Below are 20,260 nucleotides of genomic sequence, written 5' to 3' on the forward strand. Positions count from 1 at the left end.
GTCACGGCGCCGGGCGGCGACGGCGGAGCGTGGTGACCCCGTCACGTGATCGGACCCGGCAGCCTTACGACGTTACCGTCCGCGCGCCAGCCCGGCGCCGGCTCCCGGTCACCGGGCGACCCCGGCCAGGCGGATCCGGTTGCCGCGCCCGGCCGCCCTGCCGAGCACCTCGACGAGGGCGGCCGTCACCCGGTCCGGTCGTTCCAGCATCAGCATGTGTCCGGCCCCGGGGCAGACGGTCAGGTCGGTTCCGGGCAACGCGTCGACGATCGATTCGGCGCAGATCGGCGGCGTCAGCCGGTCACGATCTCCCACCAGTACCGCCGCCGGAACCTCGTCGAGCGCCGCCAGCGTGCGGAGCCGGCGTTGAGCGCCGATCGAAGCGCGGTAGCCGCCGATCGCCCGTAGCGTCGTCCGACCGACGGCGGTGGTCGCCAGTTCGAGGTCCCGCGGATCGCAGGTGTCCCCGAACAGCAGCCACCGAAGGGTCGGCCGCAGCGGCTGCAGCAGACCCGGATGGGGTCGCCGGGCGCCGCATCTGGCCAGCACACCGGCCCCGGCCACCTCGCAGAGCCGGACCAGCCGGGCGACCGGGGGTGCCAGCCCGTACGCGGTGTGGGTGTGTCCCTCCGCCGTGGTGGCCACGAACGCCAGTCCGGCGACCCGGGCGGCGAAATCCACCGGGTGCCGGTGCGCGTACTCCATGATCGCCATGCCACCCATCGAATGCCCGGCCAGGACCACCGGGCCGGCGGCGTCCACCCGGCGCAGCACCGCGGCGAGGTCGTCGCCCAGCTGCCCGAGAGTCATCGTGGCCAGCCCGGCGGCCGTGGACCGGCCGTGACCGCGGGCGTCGTAGGTAACCACCCGGACCCGCTGTCCGGACGTCCCGGTCAGCTCCCCGACCTGACGGTGCCAGGTGTGCTGGTCGAGCGTCCAGCCGTGCAACAGGACGAGGGTCAGTTCCGCATCGCGTGGGCCACTGGACCGCCCGCGCAGCACCACTCCGTCCGGCAGCCGGACGCTGAACTCCTGAGGCCTGCCCACCGCCGTCACCTCCGCCCATGTCGCTGGCGGTCCCGGTACGGACGTACCCCGGTAGGCAGGATCTGGAACCAGCACGGTGAGAAGACTCGCAACTGCCTTCCCGACCGGCCAGTAGCACGCCACGCTGCATTCATGTCGTCACCGTCGTTCCCGATGCCGGATTCCCGGGCACCGCGTCCGTCCGGCCCGCCACCACCCGATCACCCCGGCCCGGCCGAGGCGCTGGCCGAGCTGCTGGCCGGCAACCGGCGTTTCGTCACCGGACGACCACGGCACGGTCACGACGTGTCGGCGGCTGCGGCCAGCGCTGCGCTCGGCGAGCAGCATCCGATCGCGTTCGTGCTCGGCTGCATCGACTCGCGGGTGCCGCTGGAGGCGATCTTCGACCAGAATTTCGGTTCGATCTGCGTCGGGCGGTCCGGCGCCCAGGTGCTGGACCAGGCGATCGTCGGGTCGATCGAGTTCGCCGTCGGTGCGTTGGGTGTGCCGTTGGTCATCGTGCTCGGACACGAGCGGTGCGGAGCGGTGGCGTCGACCATCAGCGCGCAACGCACCGGCAGTCGCCCGGCCGGCAGCATCGGGTACCTGGTGGAGCAGATCGCTCCGGCGGTGACCGAGGTCGGTGTGGGGCACCCGGACGTGCAGCCCCTCGCGGTGCGGGCCCATGTGCGGCGGACCGTGCAACGGCTGCGGCAGGTGGAGTTGCTCGCCGCGGCGCTCGCGGACGGGCGGATCGACGTCACTGGCGGGGTCTACGACCTCGGAAACGGCCAGGTGGAACTGCTCAACTGAGCAGCAGCAGCCACTGTCAGCGACCGCGACACCGCCACGCCACCACCAGCGACGGAAACGACCCCGCCGGGCGTGCCGCCCGGCGGGGCCGTCCAAGGTCCGGGTCGTCGTCGACCCGTCAGATCATGCTCAGGCCTCGAAGACCCCGGCCTCGACGAGCCGCTTCTCGGTCAGCTCCCAGCCGTGACCCGGGTGGGCGGCCGCCAGCGCGTTGATCTCCAACCGGATCTTCGCGGCGTGGCCGGCACCGGCCAGCGACCGGATCTCCTCCACGAACGCGTCCGAGTCGGTACGCAGGTGAGCGGTCTTCCCGTTGGTGAGGTTGCGAACATAGGCGTGCTTGCCGCCGTTGAGCGGGATCAAGTACTTGAACTCGCCGAGGACGCTCAGGGCACCACCCTGACCGGCCTGGCCGGCGCGGACTGACGCGCGCGCGGTCTTGGAGGTGTTGCTCGCCACGGGGGGACTCCCTTGCAGGACTGACGGTACGGACAGGACTGGTGGTACGAACAGGGCTGGCGGTACGAACAGGGCTGGCGGTACGAACAGGGCTGGCGGTACGGGCAGGGCTGGCGGTACGGCTGATCACACAAACGGTTCGCTGGGTGTCGGGCATACGCCGCCCTCATCCTACCGGATGGCCGGCCGCAGATCGGCTGGGCCACCTCGCGCCCGGCCGTAGTTTCCGGCCGACCAGCAGGGACAACGAGGCACCCGTGCCTGACATTCCCCGCGGCGGGGCGGACCCGGGGAGCCGGGCGGCGACAATTTCCGTGACCAGTTTGCCGATTCACTGGCGCACCACCCGTCACAACAGTCATCATTGGTCACACCGCCCGGTGGTCGAGGTCGTAGGGGAAGACGCACCTCGCTCTCCGGGAGGTCACCGTGCCAACGCGTGGCGTCGTATACGTCCACTCGACCCCGCTCGCCGTGTGCCCTCACGTCGAATGGGCGATATCGCGCGTCCTCGTCGCGCCGGTAAACCTGCACTGGACCGCTCAGCCGCTCGATCCGAACGGGCGGCGTGCCGAGTGCAGCTGGACCGGCCGGGCGGGGACCGGGGCCGAGCTGGCCGCTGCCCTACGGCAGTGGCCGATGACCCGTTTCGAGGTCACCGAGGAACCCAGCCCCGGTGCCGACGGGGAGCGGTTCATGCACGTACCCGGTCGCGGCCTGTTTCGGGCCACCATCGGGGCGGCCGGGGACATCCAGCTGGGTGAGGACCGGATCCGGGCGATCATCGCGGCGTCGCCGGCCCCCGAAGCGATCGCGCACGCCCTCGACAAGGCGATGGGCACCGCCTGGGACACCGAACTCGAGCCGTACCGGCACGCCGGTGAAGGAGCGCCGGTGACCCTGCTCACCCGGGTGGGCTGATCCGGCCGGGTGAGCCGGGCACGGAACCTGCCGCCAGCCGGGCACGGGTTGCCGCCGCGACCGTAGCCTGATGGGATGGCCGGTGTGCTCCCCTCACCCCGCGTAACCATCGCTTCCGTTCTGCTGGCCGTCCTCGGTGTCACGAGTGGCTGCGCCGGACCCGGCGACCGGCCTGAAACCAGCACTCCCAGCAGTCCAGAAGGCCCTTCCGGTGGACCGACAGCCAGCCCTACGGCATCGCCGGCCGCCCGGCTGGCCACGACGCTCAGTGACGAGGACCTGGTCGGTCAGGTGCTGATGCCGTATGCGTACGGGGCGTCCGCGACCCAGGTCTCGCCGGGTTCGGCGGCAGGTAACCAGCAGCTCGCCGGAGTCGACACCCCGGCCGAGATGATCGACCGTTACCGGATCGGCGGCCTGATCCTGGTCGGCTTCTCGGCCGACGATCCGACCGGCAGCAACCAACCCACCACCAACGTCGACAGCACCAATCAGGTGCGGGAGCTGACCACCGGGCTGCAGGACGCCGCCGGGCGGTTGCCCGCCGCCGAGCTGCCGGACGGCGTCGGCAAGCTGCCGCTGCTGATCGGCACCGACCAGGAGTTCGGCATCGTCACCCGGATCAACCAGGGGGTGACGTTGCTGCCCAGCGCGATGGCGGCCGGTGCGGCCGGGCAGCCGGAGCTGACCGAGGCAGCCTGGCGGGCGGCCGGGACCGAACTCGCGGCGCTCGGCGTCAACGTCGACTTCGCGCCGGTCGCCGACGTCCTCGGGGTGAACAGCACGGTGATCGGCTCCCGGTCGTACGGCGCCGACCCGGACGCGGCGGCCGGACAGGTCGCCGCCGCCGTCCGTGGCCTGCAGACGGCCGGCGTCGCGGCCACCCTCAAGCACTTCCCGGGGCATGGCCACACGGCTGTCGACTCCCACGGCGACCTGCCCGTCCTCGACCAGGACCGGGACGCCCTCACTACCGCCGACCTGCCGCCGTTCGTGGCCGGCATCGACGCCGGCGCCGGCCTGGTGATGTCCGGACACCTGGACGTCGCCGCGGTCGACCCGGGGGTGGCGGCGACGTTCTCCCGCAAGGTCCTCACCGATCTGCTCCGCGGCGAACTCGGCTTCGACGGGGTGGTGGTCACCGACGGGATGAACATGGCGCCGGCCCGCGCGCTGTCGCCCGGCGACGCGGCTGTCGCGGCGATCAACGCCGGTAACGACCTGATCCTCATGCCGGCGGACGTGACGGCCGCGTACGAGGGTCTGCTCGCCGCGCTGCGCGACGGGTCACTGCCCCGGGCGCGACTCGTGCAGGCGGTCACCCGGGTGCTGACCCTCAAACAGCGTCTCGCCGAGGAGACCACCCCGCCGATGACGGTGCTCGGCGCCGAAGACCACTACGCCGCCGCCCGGCGGTTGGCCGCCGCCGCCGTCACCCAGGTGCGGGGAGACTGCGCCGGGGTCGACGGGCCGGTGACCGTCACCGCCTCGGGTGGCCGGGAGCGCACCCGGACGCTGTTAATCGAGGAGTTGCGCGACGCCGGGGTCGAGGTGGTCGGCCAGGGCGGTACAGTCGTGCACCTGGTCGGCTACGGCGACGGCCCGTCCGACCTGAACGTCGACGCGGCGGTGACCGTTGCCATGGACACCCCGTACCTGCTCGCCGAGGCCCGGTCCGCGACGCTGCTGGCCACCTACTCGTCGAGCCCGGCGTCGATGTCCGCGCTGGCCGACGTGCTGCGGGGTGCCGCACCGGCACCCGGCCGGTTGCCGGTGCCGGTGGCCGGCCTGCCCGCCACCAGCTGCACCGGCTGACCACGCGCCTCGATGAGACGGCGGACGGGCTCCGGCCCGCCCGGGCCGGAGCCCGTCCGCCGTCGTGGTGACCCGGTCGGCTCTCAGACCCGGGTGAATATGAGCGCGACGTTGTGTCCGCCGAAGCCGAACGAGTTGTTCAACGCGGCGGGTACCTCCATCGGCCTGGCCTTGTGCGCTGCCACGTCGAGGTCGAGCTGGTCGTCCGGGTTGTCCAGGTTGATCGTCGGCGGGACGACGCTGTCGCGGATCGCCAGGATGGTGGCGATCGACTCCAGCGCGCCGGCCGCGCCCAGCAGGTGGCCGGACATCGACTTGGTCGCGGTCAGCACCGGGTGGTCGCCGATCGCCTCGCGCAGCGCCACCAGCTCGGCGAGGTCGCCGGCCGGGGTCGAGGTGGCGTGCGCGTTGACGTGCGCGATGTCACCGCCGGACACCCCGGCGTCGGCGAGGGCGAACCGGATCGCCCGGGCCGCGCCGAGCCCTTCGGGATGCGGCTGCACCATGTCGTACCCGTCGGAGGTGAGCCCGGCCCCGGCGAGCCGGGCGTACACCCGGGCACCCCGGGCCGCCGCGTGCTCGGCCCGTTCCAGCACCACGACGCCGGCCCCCTCGCCGAGGACGAACCCGTCACGGGCCTTGTCCCACGGTCGCGACGCCCGTTCCGGGTCGTCGTTGCAGGTGGACATGGCCCGCATGGCGGCGAAACCGGCGATCGGCAGGCCGTGCACCACGGCCTCGGTGCCGCCGGCCATCACCACGTCGGCCCGGCCGGCTCGGATCATGTCCAGGCCGAGCGCGATCGCCTCCGCGCCGGTCGCGCAGGCGCTGGCGACCGAGTGGACGCCGGCCTGCGCGCCGAACTCCAACCCGACCCAGGCGGCCGGGCCGTTGGGCATCAACATCGGTACGGTGTGCGGCGACACCCGTCGCGGCCCGGAGGCTTCCAGGATGTCGTCCTGGGCGAGCAGGGTGAGTGCGCCGCCGATGCCGGAACCGATGCTGACGCCGAGCCGTTCCCGGTCGACGCCGGCGTCGCCCAGCCCAGCGTCCGTCCACGCCTCACCTGCGGCGATCAGCGCGATCGCCTCGGATCGGTCCAGCCGGCGCAGCTTGACCCGGTCCAACCGTTCGGCGGGTTCGGACGCCAACTCGGCGGCGATCCGGACCGGCAGCTGCGCGGCCCAGTCGTGGGTGAGCTTGTCGACTCCGGACTTGCCGTTGAGCATGGCATCCCAGGTCGCCGCGACGTCCCCGCCGAGCGGGGTCGTCGCGCCGAGCCCGGTGACGACGACGTCGACCATCGTCATGCCTGCGTCTCGATGTAGGCGACCGCGTCGCCGACGGTCTTGAGGTTCTGCACCTCGTTGTCCGGGATCTTCACGCCGAACTTCTCCTCGGCGGCCACCACGACCTCGACCATGGAGAGCGAGTCGACGTCCAGGTCATCGGTGAACGACTTGTCGCCGGCCACGTCGTCCGGGTTGACCCCGGCGACCTCTTCGAGGATCTCGGCGAGGCCGGCGGTGATCTCGTCACGGGTCATGGGTTTCTACTTTCCTCTCGGTTGGAACAATGATGCCTGCCGGGTCGGCGGGCGGCCCCGCTCCACCTCGGAGCGGGCGGTAGGAGCTTACGGGCAGCGGACGACCTGCCCGGCGTAGGTGAGTCCGCCGCCGAAGCCGAACAGCAGCACCGGGGCGCCGGCCGGGATCTCCCGCCGCTCGACCAGCTTCGACAGCGCCAACGGCACGCTGGCCGCAGAGGTGTTGCCGGACTCGACGATGTCCTTTGCGACGATCGCGTCGGGCATCCCGAGCCGCTTGGCGATGCCGTCGATGATCCGGGCGTTCGCCTGGTGGGGGACGAAGGCGGCGATGTCCGTCGGGTCGACCCCGGCGCGCTCGCAGGCCTGCAGGGCCAACGGGGCGAGCGCGGTGGTCGCCCACCGGAACACCGACTGGCCCTCCTGCTCGACGTACGGCCGCCAGCCCTCGATACGTACCGCGTCGCTCTTGTCCGGGACCGAGCCCCAGACCACCGGTCCGATCCCGGCCGGCTCGTTGCCGCCGGTGGCGGTGACCACCGCGGCGCCGGCGCCGTCGCCGAAGATGATGCACGTGGAGCGGTCGGTCCAGTTGGTGAAGTCGGAGAGCTTCTCCGCGCCGATGACGAGGGCGTTGCGCGCGGCACCGGCCCGTACGGCGTGGTCGACGGTGCCGAGCGCGTAGCTGAAGCCGGAGCAGGCGGTGTTGATGTCGTACGCACCGGGGGCGGCGATGCCGAGCCGGGCCGCGACCCGGCAGGCGACGTTCGGGCTGCGGTCGATGGCGGTGCAGGTCGCCACCACCACCAGGTCGATGTCGGCTGCGGTCAGGCCGGCGTTGGCCAGTGCCTTCTCGGCCGCCGCCGAGGCCATGTCGGCGACGGTCTCCGAGTCGGCGATCCGGCGGGTGACGACACCGACACGGTCCCGGATCCAGGCGTCGTTGGTCTCCACCAGCTGGGCGAGTTCGTCGTTGGTGACCACCCGGGACGGCTGGTAGTGCCCGAGTGCCACGATCTGCGATCCGGTCATCGTTGCTGCCTTTCCCGGCGCGCCGTCGGGGTGCGCGCTCACAGTGCGGAACCGCTGATCCGGGCCAGCGGCTGGCCCGGTGCGACCGGGTCGTCGTGGTGGGCGAGCCATTCGGTGAGCACACCGGCGTCGTGCGCGGCGACCTCGACCGGACCCTGCCGGGTGGTGACGTGTCCGATGATCTGACCGGCGGTCAGCGGGTCGCCCTCGGCGAGCCCGGCAGCCGGTTCGAAGGTGCCGGCGCTGGCCGATACGACGACCCGGAACTGCCTGGTGGGCTCGTGGCTGGGGGCGATCCCGTGCCGGGCGATCAGGGCCCGCGCCGCAGGCAGGTCGTCCGGGGTCTTCACGGTGACGATCTCCGGCACACCACGGTCCTTGAACTCCCGCTTGACCAGACCGGCGAGGGTGCCGGCCGGCGGCAGTTCCAGTACTCCGGTGACACCGAGGTTTGCCAGGGTGTGCATGCACAGGTCCCAGCGCACCGGTGCGGTCACCTGCCGGACGAGGCGTTGCAGCAGCTCCCGGCCGTGGTCGACGGCAGCTCCATCCAAGTTGGACAGCAGGATTCGGGTGGGGTCGGCCGGGATGATCCCGGCGGCGACGCTCGCGAGCGCCTGCTCGGCCGGGGCCATGTACGGGGTGTGGAACGCCCCGGCTACCTGCAGCGTCGCCACCCGGGCCGGGGCCGGCGGCTCGGCGACGAACTTCTCCAGTTGGCCGGTGGCTCCGGCCACCACGATCTGACCGGCTCCGTTGTGGTTCGCCGGGTGCAGCCCGTGACGGTCGATCGCGGCCAGCACCTCGTCTCGGTCGCCGCCGAGCACGGCGGCCATCCCGGAGGGTTCCAGCGCGCACGCGGCGGCCATCTCCCGGCCCCGGACCGCGGCCAGCGTGATGGCCGACTCGGCGGGTAGAACCCCGGCCAGCGCCGCGGCGGCGAGTTCGCCGACGCTGTGACCGGCGACGACGGCGACGTCGTAGAGCCCGCCCCGGCGGTGCCCGGCCGGTGGTCCGCCAGGCAGGTGCTCGGCGGCGAGCAGGGCTGCGGCGACCAGCAGCGGCTGGGTGCGAGCGGTGTCCTTGATCTCGTCGGCGTCGGCGGTGGTGCCGAGACGCACCAGGTCGACCCCGGCGAGCGCGGACCACCACCGCAGGCGGGCCTCGGCACCGGGCAGGTCGAGCCACGGGGTGAGGAAGCCGGGCTTCTGGGACCCCTGGCCGGGGGAGAGTACGGCGAGCACGGCTATGACTCTTCCTGATACCCACGGGTCACTTGGGTGTGCTGAGATACCAATCCGCACTACCGTGGTTGGAGGGTTCCTACAAAAATCGTCGGATGTGCACGTCTTTTGCCCGCAAATGTTGCCCGGAAGTGCGTTCAGCCAGGCGAGGTCCGCAGCAGCGGCGGGGGATCCAACCGGCCGATCGCCAGAGCCATCTGCAGCGCGTACGCGTCGCGGGCGGCGAACGGCGACAGTCCGGTAACCTCACCGATGCGTCGCAGTCGGTAACGCACCGTGTTTGGATGGACGAACAGTGCCCGCGCGGTCGCCTCCAGCACGGCCCCGGCGGCGAAGAACGCGTCCAAGGTCTCCAGCAGCTCCCCGCCGGCACGGACCAGGGTTCCGTACACGTCGCGGCGCAGCCGACGGCGGGCCTCGGGATCACCGGCGAGGGCCCGCTCCGGCAGCAGATCGGTCGCCGCGACCGGGCGGGGCGCCGCCGGCCAGGCCGGTGCCGCCCGGTATCCGGCCAGCGCCGCCCGGGCCGACTCGGTCGCCTCGTCCAGGCTGGCCACCATCGGTCCGACCACCACCGGGCCGGCGCCGAACGCGTCCAGCAGCTTGCCGGTCGCCGCCGCCGGATCGGCTGCCCCGCCCAGCACCACCACCAGCCGGTCGTTGTGCACCCCGCCGATCGTCTCCACCCCGATCCGTCGGGCGGCCCGGTAGACGATCTGCAGGACCGCGGTGACCTCGCCGCCCGGTGACCGCCCGACCACCACCGACACCGGCGAGGCATCGGTCCAGCCCAGCGCGGCCGCCCGGCTGGCTAGTACGTCCGACGAGTCGCCGCGCAGCAGCGCGTCGACCAGCAGCGCCTGCAGCCGGGCGTCCCACGCGCCGCGCGACTCCGCCGCCCGCGCGTACACCCGGGCGGCGGCGAAGGCGATCTCCCGGGAGAACCGCAGCACCGCCTCGCGCAGCAGCGACTCCTCGCCGGTCGCGGCCAGGTGCGGCACCTGCGCCTCGACCACGTCGATGGTGACCTTGATCAGGGCGACCGTGTGCTGCAGGCTGATCGACCGGGCCAGCGCCCGCGGTGCCGCAGCGAAGACCTCGTCGGAGACCTCCTGCGGGCTGCCGCTCGCGCCACCGCCGTCGCGCAGCCACTCCACCAGGGAGCGCACGCCGGCCTGGGCGATCACCATCACCCAGGAGCGCTGGTCGGCGGGCAGCTCACGGAACCAGGGCAGGGTCTCGTCCATCCGGGCCACACTCGCGGTCGCCAGCGCCCCGGCCGACCGCTCGATACGACGCAGGGTCGCGGTGAGCCCGGCATCGTTGCGCTTGGTCGCCACCCCGTCAGCGTGTCACGCCCAGCGGGCACGACCGCGCCGACCGTGCCAACATGTGCTGATGATCGCCCGTCCGCCGCTGGTCGTACCGCTGCTGGCCCTGCTCACCCTCGCGGCGCTGACCACCGGTCTGGTGGTGGACCCCGCGTTGGTCGCCCGACTGGACGCTCCGGTGACCGACGGGCTGCGGGCGTACGCGGCCGACCGGCCGACGCTGGTGGCGGTCCTGCGGACCGTCACCGATCTGGCGGCGACGCTGCCGTTCCTGGCCGTCGGAGTCGCCGCGACCATCCTGTTCGCCCTGCGCCGGGACCGGCCCCGGGCCTGGTTCTGCGCGACGGTGACCGTCGCGGCCCCGGTCAGCTGGCAACTGGGGCAGTGGCTGCTGCACCGGCCCCGCCCGGTGGACGGCTTCGTGGCCATCGCCGCCAACGGCTTCCCCAGCGGGCACACCACCAACGCCGCCGCTGCGGCGATCGCGGTCGTCCTGCTGGTCTGGCCCGGGGTACGGCGTACCGGGCGGTTGCTGGTGGCGGTGCTCGCCGGAGTCGGCGCAATCTTCATCGCGGCGACCCGGCTGGTGCTGCTCGCCCACTGGCCGGTCGACGTGATCGGCGGCGTCCTGGTGGCGGTGACGGTGGTGGCGCTGGCCGCCCGCCTCTGGTCACCACGGGCGGGGGGGCCGGCGGCGGCCGGCCCGGTACCTGGCAAGGTGTCGTCTCGGGACGGCTCGTGCGAGGTGAGGAGTTCGTGATGGCGTACCTGGGGGCTGGCCACAGCGGCGGCGTCGAGCGGGACCATCCGGGGGAGCGGGACCAACCGTCACCTGGTCGGACGTTGACCGGGCAGGGAACCGGCCGGGGCGGCCCGGCCGACCTGCGGCCGCCGTCGACCTGCTGCGCGGGGCAACGGGGATGGGCGGGCGCGCACCGTCACCTCGGGGTCCGGCCGAGCTCCCGGGTGGTACGTCGGGAACGCCCGCCGCACCGCTGGTGCTGACACGGCCCGGCCGGTCACCTGGTCCTGCGGCGCACCAGCAGGGCGATCCCCGCGATACCCAGAGTGATGCCGACCACCACGGCGGCGTTGAGCATCATGACCTGTCGCAGGTCGGTGAGCATCTTGTCGATGTCCTCACCCGGGTTGAGCGCGTCCTCCGGGATCACCCGTTCACCGCCGCCGATGCCACCGCTGATACTGTCCGGGCGGGCCGGCAGCGGTGCGCCGGCCGCCCGCAGCGTCTCGGACATCGTCAGCCGGCCGAAGAACCAGCCGGCCGTGGTCTTGCCGTCACCGGGCTGCTCCGCCGGTCGGAACGCGCGCGGGCCACCCTCGGCCAGTGGATACAGCTCGTAGGTGCGATGTGGCTCGTCCGCCACCATGACGACGACCAGGTACTTCGGGCCGAGGTCGCCCGGCTCCGGAGAACTGGTCTGACCCGGTCCGGTGAGCCAGCTGACCTGGCTCAGCACGGCCGCGAACAACTCGGCGTCGGCATCGGCGTGCACGGCGAGCGGCTCCGGCAGGTCGTCACCTTCAATGGTGACGGTCGTTGGTGCAGGTGGTGCCGCGTACACCCGGTTCGCCGACAAGATGGACGTGCCGAATGCCAGGAGCAGCGCACCGGCCGCTAGGAGACGGCTGGCTGCCCGCTGTCCCATGGTCAACTCCCTCGCCCCGCGGAGGTCAGGTCCCTAGTCGATGTGCTCACTACCCGATGGCTGCCCGACGTAATCAGCGGCGGGCGGGGCTGCGGACCCTCACTGTGAGAGACTCCGCATGACCCTGGACGGTTGCACCCGCTGGACGGATTTTTCGGGAACCATCGACGACCGGTGACCGACCAACCAGGGAGGTCGGCCGATGGCGGCCCGGTACGTTGTCTGGCGACCGATCGTATCCGGCGATCGCAACAGGTGGGGGACAGGGTGGTACGCGTACCAGGGATGTTGCTCGCGGTGGTCGTCGGGCTGCTCGCGGTGCTGTTCGGAGCATCGCCGGCCCAGGCGCACAACGTGCTGACCGGAAGCGATCCGGCTGACGGCGCGGAGCTCGCGCAGGCCCCCGAGACGGTCCGACTCACCTTTCTGGCCAATCTCAGCCAGGAGCAGACCGAACTGAGCGTGACCGGTCCGGACGGCGCTGCGGCGTCCACCGGGTCGCCCGTAGTGGACGGCAAAGCGGTGAGCGTGCCCTTCCGTCCCGGACCCGCTGGAGAGTACACAGTGGACTACAATGTGTTGTCCACTGATGGGCACTGGGTCAAGGGCACACTCGCCTTCACTTTGACGGCCGGTGTCGAGCCGACCGCTGATCCGTCACCGACCGCAGCACCCAGCCCCACCACGGCAGAACCGACACCGGAGGCGCCCCCGGCACCGACGCCGCAGGCGACCAGCTCCACCGAGTCGGCGCCCTGGTGGCCGTGGCTGGTCGGTGTCGTCGTCCTGCTGGTCGCGGTGGCGGCCGGAGCGTTCTTCGTCCGCCGCCGTACCACCACCTGACCGGAGCGTCGCGGCGTCCAGGCGATCCGGCGGAGCGTCGCGGCGTCAGCCGAGCCGGGCGCGGGCGTCGCGCAGCCGTCGCAACGTGCGCTCCGGCCCGAGGACCTCCAGCGACTCGAACAGCGGCAGCCCGACGGACCGGCCGGTCACCGCGACCCGTACCGGTGCCTGGGCCTTACCGAGCTTGAGGCCACGCTCGGCGCCCACCTGCTCCAGCGCCGCCTTCAATGGCTCGGCGGACCAGTCCGGCAGCGCCGCGAACGCGGCGATCGTCGCGTCCAGCAAGTCGGCTGAGCCGTCCTTCATCGCCTTTGCCCACGCGGCGTCGTCGATCACCGGGACGTCGAGGAAGAGGAAGTCGACGTTGGCGACGATCTCGCTGAGCACGGCGATCCTGGTCTGGGCGAGCGGAGCGACCGCCGCGAACGTCGTCGGGTCGTAGTCGGCCGCCCGCCACGGCGGCGGCGCGATACCGCTGCCGGTCGGCGCCGGCGTCGACGGCGTCCCAGTCAGCCAGGGCTCGCAGGCGGCGATGAAGTCCTCGACCGGCAGCGCCCGGATGTACTCGCCGTTGAAAGCGCGTAGTTTGCGCTCGTCGAAGAACGCCGGTGACGGGTTCACCGCCTCCAGCCGGAACTCCTCCTCGATCACCGACCAGGGCACGATCTCCCGGTCGTTGCTCGGCGCCCAGCCGAGCAGCATCAGATAGTTGCGCATCGCGTCGGCGAGGTAGCCCTCGTCGCGGTACGCCTCCAGTGCCACCTTGTCGCGGCGCTTGGACAGCTTCTGACGTTTCTCGTTGACGACCACCGGTACATGCGCCCAGACCGGTGGCTTGACCCCGAGCGCTGCCCAGAGCAGCTGCTGCTTGGGGGTGTTCGGCAGGTGCTCCTCGGCGCGGATCACGTGGGTGATCCCCTGGGAGATGTCGTCGACCACGTTGGCCAGCAGGAAGACCGGCGAGCCGTCGCCCCGGGCGATGACGAAGTCCTCGATCAACTGGTTCTCGAACGTCGGCTCGCCGCGGATCAGGTCGACGACCGTGGTGCTGCCGGTGTCCGGAGTGCGGAACCGCAGGGCCCGTCCGGCACCGGCGTCGAGACCCCGGTCGCGGCAGAACCCGTCGTACCCGCGGTACTCGCTGCCGGTGCGGGCCTGCACGTCGGCGCGGGCGCAGTCGCAGTAGTAGGCACGCCCGGACTGGTGCAGCCGGTCGGCCGCCGCGCGGTGCTCGCCGGCGTTGGCCGACTGGAAGTACGGCCCCTCGTAGGAACCACGACGGATGCCGATCCAGTCGAGCGCGCCGAGGATCCCCTCGATCCACTCGGGGCGGTTGCGGGCCGCGTCGGTGTCCTCCACCCGCAGTACGAACACGCCCCCGTGCTGCTTGGCGTAGATCCAGTTCTGCAGTGCTGACCGGGCACCGCCGACGTGGAACATACCGGTGGGGGATGGGGCGAAGCGTACGCGTACCGTCACGGTCCCAGCCTACGGGCGGCCGATCCCCGCCCGACGGCCAGGTCCGGTGGCACCCGGGGTGAACAGCGAAGTCTGCACCTTTTGTGGAGAATGTGATTTAGGCTGCGCCTGTCAGGACGAGCAGGCAGAGACAGGCGGGCAGATGATTCTCATCGAACGCAGCGGACGGGCGGAGGCCCCGATCGACACCGTCTGGGAGGTGGTCGGGCAGGCCGCGTTGCTGCCCGACTGGCTCGCCGGTGTCCGCCAGGCCGAGGTGATCGGCGGCGACATCCGCCGGATGCGGGTGCACACGGCGGACGGCGCTGCTGCGGACGCCGAGGTCATCGAGTTCCAGCCGCCCAAGCTGATCGCCTGGCAGGAGCGGGCCGCCGGCCCCGGCCTGCGGGCCGAGGCCCGTACCGAGGTGCAGGTCGAACTCACCCCGGAGGGGGACGGCACAGCCGTGCGGTTGACTGTCGTGCGGTGGCCGGCCGGCCAGGTCAGCGCGACCCTGCTGCGACTCGGCAAGCACCGGGTCGGCGCCGATCTGGAGACCTCCCTGGGTCGCCTGTCCGACCTGGCCGCCGCCCGGCACGCCGCCAACGCCGACGACCGAACCAACGTCTGCTGACCGCAGCCACCCGGACCAACGTCTGCTGACCACCGTCGACCCCAGCTACGGCGGAGTCCGACGCCGACGGTGCCGCCACGGACGCGACGGATCAGGAGTCGCCGCCGGTCTCCCCGACCGGAGCGGCGTTGACGTCGTCGATCGCGTACTTCTTGGCGGCGCCAGCCGGCACCTCGGCCGGCACCTCGCCGCGCAACGCCAACTGCCGCAACGTCGCCACGGCCACCGACTCGGCGTCGACATGGAAGTGCCGCCGCAACGCGTGCCGGGTGTCCGACAGCCCGAACCCGTCGGTGCCCAGCGAGGTGTAGTCGCCCGGAATCCACCGGGCGATCAGGTCCGGCACCGCCCGCATCCAGTCGCTGACCGCGACCACCGACTGCGGCGCGTCGGCCAGCGCCGTGCGCACGTACGGCACCCGCACCTCACCGCCCAGGTTGAGCAGGTTGTGCTCCTCGCAGGCCACCGCGTCCCGACGCAGCTCGGTCCAGGAGGTCACCGACCACACGTCGGCGGCCACCCCCCAGTCCTCGGCGAGCAACTGCTGCGCCTTGAGCGCCCACTGCATCCCGGTGCCGGAGGCGAGGATCGTCGCCCGGGGGGCTTCGCCGCCGTCGGCCCGACTCACCTGCGGTGCCGCCGCGTACCGGTAGAGCCCCTTGAGCAGGCCCTCCACGTCGAGCCCGTCCGGCTGGGCCGGCTGCACGATTGGCTCGTTGTACACCGTCAGGTAGTAGAAGATGTTCTCCGGCGACTCGCCGTACATCCGGTGCAGGCCGTTCTCCACGATGTGCGCGATCTCGAACGCGAACGCCGGGTCGTAGGCGACCACCGCCGGGTTGCTCGCGGCGAGCAGCTGCGAATGGCCGTCCTCGTGCTGCAGGCCCTCGCCGTTGAGCGTGGTCCGCCCGGCGGTGGCCCCGAGGACGAAGCCGCGGGCCATCTGGTCGGCCGCCGCCCAGAACGCGTCGCCGGTGCGCTGGAAGCCGAACATCGAGTAGAAGATGTACAGCGGGATCATCGGCTCGTCGTGGGTGGCGTACGACGTGCCGGCGGCGGTGAACGAGGCCACCGAGCCGGCCTCGTTGATCCCCTCGTGCAGAATCTGCCCGGCGGTCGACTCCTTGTACGACAGGAACAGCTCCCGGTCCACCGCGGTGTACTTCTGCCCGTGCGGTGAGTAGATCTTCTGCGTCGGGAACAGCGAGTCCATGCCGAACGTCCGCGCCTCGTCCGGGATGATCGGCACCCACCGCTTGCCGAACTCGCGGTCCTTCATGATGTCCTTGAGCAGCCGGACGAAGGCCATCGTGGTGGCGACCTTCTGCTTGCCGGAGCCGCGCTTGACGTCACCGAACCGCTCACTGCCCGGCACCGCCAGCGGGCGGGCGGTGGTCCGCCGGGTCGGCACGTACCCGCCGAGGGCCTTGCGGCGCTCCTGCAGGTAGGTCATCTCCGGGGAGTCGTCGGCCGGGCGCAGGTACGGCGGGAGGTAGGGGTTGGCTTCCAACTGCTCGTCCGGCACGTCCAGGTAGAGCCGGTCCCGGAAGGTCTTCAGGTCGTCCAGGGTCAGCTTCTTCATCTGGTGGGTGGCGTTGCGGCCCTCGAAGTGCTCCCCGAGCGTCCAGCCCTTGATCGTCTTGGCCAGGATCACCGTCGGCTGGCCGGTGTGCTCGGTGGCCGCCTTGTACGCCGCGTACAGCTTGCGGTAGTCGTGCCCGCCGCGCTTGAGGTTCCAGATCTCGTCGTCGGACAGCCCTTCGACCATCTTGCGGGTACGCGGGTCGCGACCGAAGAAGTGCTCCCGCACGTACGCGCCGGACTCGGCCTTGTAGGTCTGGTAGTCGCCGTCCGGCGTGGTGTTCATCAGGTTGACCAGCGCGCCGTCGGTGTCCGCGGCGAGCAGCGGATCCCACTCCCGACCCCAGACGACCTTGATCACGTTCCAGCCGGCGCCCCGGAAGAACGCCTCCAGCTCCTGCATGACCTTGCCGTTGCCGCGCACTGGGCCGTCCAGCCGCTGCAGGTTGCAGTTGATCACGAAGGTGAGGTTGTCCAGCTCCTCGCGGGCGGCCACCCCGATCGCGCCGAGCGACTCCGGCTCGTCCATCTCACCGTCGCCGAGGAACGCCCACACATGCTGGTCGGAGGTGTCCTTGATGCCCCGGTGCTGCAGGTACCGGTTGAACCGGGCCTGGTAGATCGCGTTGATCGCGCCGAGGCCCATCGAGACAGTGGGGAACTCCCAGAAGTCCGGCATCAGTCGCGGGTGCGGGTACGACGGCAGCCCGCCGCCGAGCCCGGCGTGCGACAACTCCTGCCGGAAGCCGTCGAGGCGCTGCTCCGACAGCCGGCCCTCGACGAAGGCGCGGGCGTACATGCCGGGGGAGGCGTGCCCCTGGAAGAAGATGTGGTCACCGCCGCCGGGGTGCTGCTTGCCACGGAAGAAGTGGTTCATTCCCACTTCGTAGAGGGAGGCCGCGCTGGCGTAGGTGGAGATGTGGCCACCGACGCCGATCTCCGGCCGCTGCGCGCGGTGCACCAGCACCGCGGCGTTCCACCGGATGTACGCGCGGATCCGCCGCTCGATCATCTCGTCGCCGGGGAACCAGGGTTCGCGTTCCGGCGGAATCGTGTTGATGTAGTCGGTGGTGGTCAGTGGCGGCACCCCGACCTGACGCTCCCGAGCCCGTTCGAGCAGGCGCAGCATGACGTAGCGGGCGCGTTTGGCGCCGCGTTCGTCGATCACTCCGTCGAGTGACTCGACCCATTCGCTGGTTTCTTCAGGGTCGATGTCCGGAAGCTGGCTCGGCAGGCCGTCGCTGATCACCGGGCGCTTGCGTTCCGTGGCCACAGGCGTTCCCTCAGTTGTGTGTGGGATAGGTCTCTACTGACCATCCTGCCCCCTGGAGGCCGGTTGCGTCACGCGCGGTCGCCATAGAGGCGATCTGGGACACAGGTACCAGAGGGTAACTTCCGGCCGGCTCCGGCTGCGGTTCCGACCTCCCCGGCCGGCCGTCTCGACCAGCGAGTCGGCCGCCGTCAACCGGCGAGGAAGGAGAACCGGACCTTGCGGTCGGCGTTGTCCCCGTTCGGGTCGACCAGGCAGACCGACTGCCAGGTGCCGAGGGCGAGCCGGCCGTCGAGCACGGGCAGGGTGGCGTACGGGGCGACGAACGCCGGCAGCACATGGTCCCGGCCGTGCCCGGGGGAGCCGTGCCGGTGCTGCCAGCGGTCGTCGGTGGGCAGCAGTTGGTCCAGGGCGGTGAGCAGATCGTCGTCGGAGCCGGCACCGGTCTCGATGATCGCGATGCCGGCGGTGGCGTGCGGTACGAACACGTGCAGCAGCCCGTCGCCGCGTCCGGCCACGAACCGCCCCGCCTCGGCGGTGATGTCGCGCACCACGGGCCGGGAGCCGGTCCGGATGGAGATCACGTCGGAGTCCATGCCTGCCAGTGTGGCAGCCGGGCCGGCCGGATTCCTCACACGGCGATGTCGCGACGGGTGAAGCGCCAGGTGCCGGCGGCGACGCAGACCGCGGCGAAGCCGGCAAGCAGCAGTACGCCGCCGACCTGCACCCCGTTCACCAACGGATCGCCGTCGAGGTACCAGTGGAACGGGGAGACGTCGCGGGCCCACGCCAACGCGTCGACCTGGGGCAGGACGGCGTTGGCGAGGTAGCCGAGTACGGCGACCGCCGCGCCGACGCCGAGCGCCGTCGCCCGGCTGCCGGTGGCGGCCCCCACCCCGTACGCCAGGGCGGCGAACGCGGTGCCGAACAGCACCAGATGCAGGGTCATCGCGGCCAGCGCACCGACCCCGACTGCGGTGAACTCGGCCGGACCACGGATCGCCACCAGGGCCAGCCAGAGCAGCGCCCCGGTGACCACCAGCCCGACCACCAGCGCGGCGAACCGCTGCAGCGCGGCCCGGGCCCGGCCGACCGGGTGGGCGAGCAGCAGGTCCAGCGAACCGGCCTCCTCGTCACCGGCGATCGTCCGGGCCCCGGCGCCGATCCCGAACACCGCCACGAGCAGGGGGATGAGCAGTCCGTAGACGGCGCTGCCGAGATAGCCGGCGGGACTGGTGACGTCTTCGAAGTTGAGCGCCTCCAGCATCCCTTCCGGATACGCCGCCAGCGCATCCGCCATCTCCGGTGTCTGCATGGTCGGCCAGAACGCCGCGTACATGGTGCCGACGGCTGCGATCGACACCGCCCAGCCCAGCATGGACCGGCGGTTGTCGCGCAGCGCCTTGGTGAACGGGTTACGCAGCAACACCGTCGGTCTCCGTCCGCTCGTAGTAGGTGAAGAAGAGGTCCTCCAGGTCGGGCTCCTCGGCCAGGAAGCTGACGACGGTGTACCGGCTCGCCGCCTTGATCAGCGGATCGGCCCGCCCGTCGAGCCGGCAACTGAGCCGGTTGTCGCGCACCACGACGTCGCTGAGCCCGGGAACCGTCGCGAACTCGTCGGCCGGCACCGGGCCGTCGAAGACGATCTCGATCCGGCGTACCGCCCGTTCCCGTAGGTCCTCGACCCGTTCGACGGTGACCAGCCGGCCGTCGCGGATGATGCCGACCCGGTCGGCGGTCTGCTGCACCTCGCTCATCACGTGCGAGGACATGAAGACGGTCTGCCCGGCGGCCTTCGCCTCGCGGACCATCGCGACGAACTCCTGCTGCAGGAAGGGGTCCAGGCCGCTGGTCGGTTCGTCGAGGATGAGCAGCTCGGGGGAGTGCATGAAGGCCTGCACTACGCCGACCTTCTGCCGGTTGCCCTTGGACAGCCCTTTGATTCGCCGACCGAGGTCGAGGTCGAGCCGGTCGGCCAGCTCGGCGATCCGCGCCTTCGGCACGCCGCCGCGCAGGTTACCCAGGTAGGTGAGGAGTTCGTGGCCGGTCTGCCGGCCGTCCACGATGAAGTCGCCGGCCAGGTAGCCGATCCGTCGGCGGAGCGGGATGCCGTCGGCGCGCGGGTCGAGCCCCAGCACCCGGACGGTGCCGCTGGTCGGGCGGATCAGGTCCAGCAGCAGCCGGATGGTGGTGGACTTGCCGGCCCCGTTGGGGCCGAGGAACCCGTACACCTCGGCGGTCTCGACCTGAAGGTCGAGGCCGGTGAGGCCGCGGTTGCGGCCGTACGTCTTGATCAACTGCTCGGTACGGATGGCCGGGTCAGCCATCGGTCCTCGCCTCCTTGACTTGGGTTGTCGACGCTGCGCCTCTAAGCGTTTGGCGATCAACGGCTGTGACGATCAACGGCTGTTACGAACGTTCAGAACGTACTGAACCTTATGCTATCCGCCGCCCGCAAGTGACCCGCGCCTGGCGGCGTGGCTGCGCTGCCGTCCAAGCAGCGCCTGGCGGCGCGGCTGCGCTGCCGTTTGCCGGGCTGCCGCGTAGCATCGCGACCATGACCTCCCCGGCCACCAGCGGCGCTGCAGTCTGCCCCGACCCGGCCCAGTGGCGGCCCGCT

At 71.6% G+C, this 20,260-nt stretch carries 20 protein-coding genes; 7 read left to right on the forward strand and 13 right to left on the reverse strand.

The features are described 5' to 3' along the window. Window positions 1-108: 108 nt before the first annotated feature. The gene (locus ACFHWT_RS00860) at window positions 109-1,047 is read right to left on the reverse strand and encodes an alpha/beta fold hydrolase (protein ID WP_416592674.1); all 939 of its coding nucleotides are present in this window, start codon (window positions 1,045-1,047) and stop codon (window positions 109-111) included. Between the two features lie 132 nt (window positions 1,048-1,179). Between ACFHWT_RS00860 and ACFHWT_RS00865 the strand changes: the two genes are divergently transcribed. Continuing rightward, window positions 1,180-1,839 (forward strand): carbonic anhydrase, encoded by a 660-nt coding sequence (locus ACFHWT_RS00865; protein WP_416592675.1) that lies wholly within the window; start codon window positions 1,180-1,182, stop codon window positions 1,837-1,839. A 129-nt stretch (window positions 1,840-1,968) separates the two neighbouring features. On the opposite strand, the gene ACFHWT_RS00870 is transcribed toward ACFHWT_RS00865, so the two are convergent. After that, entirely contained in the window at window positions 1,969-2,298 is a 330-nt protein-coding gene (locus ACFHWT_RS00870; protein WP_278170518.1) for a hypothetical protein, read from the reverse strand. A gap of 429 nt (window positions 2,299-2,727) precedes the next feature. On the opposite strand from ACFHWT_RS00870, the gene ACFHWT_RS00875 reads away from it, so the two are divergent. Next, window positions 2,728-3,219, forward strand: a complete 492-nt coding sequence (locus ACFHWT_RS00875) for a DUF3145 domain-containing protein (protein WP_123602869.1) — start codon at window positions 2,728-2,730, stop codon at window positions 3,217-3,219. Window positions 3,220-3,294: 75 nt separating this feature from the next. Continuing rightward, window positions 3,295-5,034, forward strand: a complete 1,740-nt coding sequence (locus tag ACFHWT_RS00880; protein WP_416592676.1) for a glycoside hydrolase family 3 protein — start codon at window positions 3,295-3,297, stop codon at window positions 5,032-5,034. Window positions 5,035-5,117: 83 nt separating this feature from the next. Here the strand turns inward: ACFHWT_RS00880 and fabF are convergent, their stop codons facing one another. The 5 genes from fabF to ACFHWT_RS00905 form a co-directional block, all read right to left on the reverse strand. After that, entirely contained in the window at window positions 5,118-6,344 is a 1,227-nt protein-coding gene (gene fabF, locus ACFHWT_RS00885; protein ID WP_416592677.1) for a beta-ketoacyl-ACP synthase II, read from the reverse strand. Further along, entirely contained in the window at window positions 6,341-6,580 is a 240-nt protein-coding gene (locus ACFHWT_RS00890) for an acyl carrier protein (protein ID WP_123602866.1), read from the reverse strand. Before ACFHWT_RS00890 ends, fabF begins: the two co-directional genes overlap by 4 nt. An 87-nt stretch (window positions 6,581-6,667) precedes the next feature. Next, window positions 6,668-7,612, reverse strand: coding sequence for a beta-ketoacyl-ACP synthase III (locus tag ACFHWT_RS00895; RefSeq protein WP_416592678.1), 945 nt, complete (start codon window positions 7,610-7,612; stop codon window positions 6,668-6,670). 38 nt (window positions 7,613-7,650) lie between these two features. Continuing rightward, complete coding sequence (locus ACFHWT_RS00900; RefSeq protein WP_416592679.1) at window positions 7,651-8,856, reverse strand: acyltransferase domain-containing protein; 1,206 nt, start codon at window positions 8,854-8,856, stop codon at window positions 7,651-7,653. Window positions 8,857-8,993: 137 nt separating this feature from the next. Next, a complete protein-coding gene (locus ACFHWT_RS00905; RefSeq protein WP_416592680.1) occupies window positions 8,994-10,196 on the reverse strand; it encodes a PucR family transcriptional regulator in 1,203 nt (400 codons plus the stop codon). Window positions 10,197-10,254: 58 nt separating this feature from the next. Between ACFHWT_RS00905 and ACFHWT_RS00910 the strand changes: the two genes are divergently transcribed. Together ACFHWT_RS00910 and ACFHWT_RS00915 are read left to right on the forward strand one after the other, a co-directional pair. Then, complete coding sequence (locus tag ACFHWT_RS00910; protein ID WP_416592681.1) at window positions 10,255-10,947, forward strand: phosphatase PAP2 family protein; 693 nt, start codon at window positions 10,255-10,257, stop codon at window positions 10,945-10,947. Then, entirely contained in the window at window positions 10,947-11,192 is a 246-nt protein-coding gene (locus tag ACFHWT_RS00915; protein WP_416592682.1) for a hypothetical protein, read from the forward strand. Before ACFHWT_RS00910 ends, ACFHWT_RS00915 begins: the two co-directional genes overlap by 1 nt. A 14-nt stretch (window positions 11,193-11,206) precedes the next feature. Here ACFHWT_RS00915 and ACFHWT_RS00920 read toward each other — a convergent pair whose 3' ends face one another. Further along, window positions 11,207-11,854, reverse strand: a complete 648-nt coding sequence (locus tag ACFHWT_RS00920) for a hypothetical protein (protein WP_278170509.1) — start codon at window positions 11,852-11,854, stop codon at window positions 11,207-11,209. Between the two features lie 267 nt (window positions 11,855-12,121). Here ACFHWT_RS00920 and ACFHWT_RS00925 point away from each other — a divergent pair, with 267 nt between their 5' ends. Further along, entirely contained in the window at window positions 12,122-12,697 is a 576-nt protein-coding gene (locus tag ACFHWT_RS00925; protein WP_416592683.1) for a copper resistance CopC family protein, read from the forward strand. Window positions 12,698-12,742: 45 nt separating this feature from the next. On the opposite strand, the gene gltX is transcribed toward ACFHWT_RS00925, so the two are convergent. Continuing rightward, window positions 12,743-14,176: a glutamate--tRNA ligase gene (gene gltX, locus ACFHWT_RS00930; protein ID WP_416592684.1), complete on the reverse strand. Its 1,434-nt coding sequence runs from the start codon at window positions 14,174-14,176 to the stop codon at window positions 12,743-12,745. 142 nt (window positions 14,177-14,318) lie between these two features. On the opposite strand from gltX, the gene ACFHWT_RS00935 reads away from it, so the two are divergent. Beyond that, a complete protein-coding gene (locus tag ACFHWT_RS00935; RefSeq protein ID WP_416592685.1) occupies window positions 14,319-14,789 on the forward strand; it encodes an SRPBCC family protein in 471 nt (156 codons plus the stop codon). 91 nt (window positions 14,790-14,880) lie between these two features. Here ACFHWT_RS00935 and aceE read toward each other — a convergent pair whose 3' ends face one another. The 4 genes from aceE to ACFHWT_RS00955 form a co-directional block, all read right to left on the reverse strand. Then, complete coding sequence (aceE, locus tag ACFHWT_RS00940; RefSeq protein ID WP_416592686.1) at window positions 14,881-17,643, reverse strand: pyruvate dehydrogenase (acetyl-transferring), homodimeric type; 2,763 nt, start codon at window positions 17,641-17,643, stop codon at window positions 14,881-14,883. Between the two features lie 188 nt (window positions 17,644-17,831). Next, complete coding sequence (locus ACFHWT_RS00945; protein ID WP_199757666.1) at window positions 17,832-18,236, reverse strand: YjbQ family protein; 405 nt, start codon at window positions 18,234-18,236, stop codon at window positions 17,832-17,834. A 35-nt stretch (window positions 18,237-18,271) separates the two neighbouring features. Beyond that, window positions 18,272-19,069, reverse strand: coding sequence for an ABC transporter permease subunit (locus ACFHWT_RS00950; RefSeq protein WP_282231662.1), 798 nt, complete (start codon window positions 19,067-19,069; stop codon window positions 18,272-18,274). Continuing rightward, on the reverse strand, window positions 19,056-19,967 hold the full coding sequence (locus tag ACFHWT_RS00955) for an ATP-binding cassette domain-containing protein (protein WP_416592687.1): 912 nt from the start codon (window positions 19,965-19,967) through the stop codon (window positions 19,056-19,058). The genes ACFHWT_RS00950 and ACFHWT_RS00955 overlap by 14 nt, the downstream gene beginning before the upstream one ends. Window positions 19,968-20,260: the final 293 nt, after the last annotated feature.

It is taken from the genome of Micromonospora sp. LOL_021, assembly GCF_048060215.1.
Lineage (GTDB): Bacteria > Actinomycetota > Actinomycetes > Mycobacteriales > Micromonosporaceae > Micromonospora_E.

Coding starts and splice junctions, on each gene's coding strand:
- ACFHWT_RS00880 (WP_416592676.1), top strand. CDS start 3,295: ATGGCCGGTGTGCTCCCCTCACCCCGCGTAACCATCGCTTCCGTTCTG.
- ACFHWT_RS00895 (WP_416592678.1), bottom strand. CDS start 7,612: ATGACCGGATCGCAGATCGTGGCACTCGGGCACTACCAGCCGTCCCGG.
- ACFHWT_RS00890 (WP_123602866.1), bottom strand. CDS start 6,580: ATGACCCGTGACGAGATCACCGCCGGCCTCGCCGAGATCCTCGAAGAG.
- ACFHWT_RS00910 (WP_416592681.1), top strand. CDS start 10,255: ATGATCGCCCGTCCGCCGCTGGTCGTACCGCTGCTGGCCCTGCTCACC.
- ACFHWT_RS00915 (WP_416592682.1), top strand. CDS start 10,947: ATGGCGTACCTGGGGGCTGGCCACAGCGGCGGCGTCGAGCGGGACCAT.
- ACFHWT_RS00935 (WP_416592685.1), top strand. CDS start 14,319: ATGATTCTCATCGAACGCAGCGGACGGGCGGAGGCCCCGATCGACACC.
- ACFHWT_RS00865 (WP_416592675.1), top strand. CDS start 1,180: ATGTCGTCACCGTCGTTCCCGATGCCGGATTCCCGGGCACCGCGTCCG.
- ACFHWT_RS00920 (WP_278170509.1), bottom strand. CDS start 11,854: ATGGGACAGCGGGCAGCCAGCCGTCTCCTAGCGGCCGGTGCGCTGCTC.
- fabF (WP_416592677.1), bottom strand. CDS start 6,344: ATGACGATGGTCGACGTCGTCGTCACCGGGCTCGGCGCGACGACCCCG.
- ACFHWT_RS00945 (WP_199757666.1), bottom strand. CDS start 18,236: ATGGACTCCGACGTGATCTCCATCCGGACCGGCTCCCGGCCCGTGGTG.
- ACFHWT_RS00955 (WP_416592687.1), bottom strand. CDS start 19,967: ATGGCTGACCCGGCCATCCGTACCGAGCAGTTGATCAAGACGTACGGC.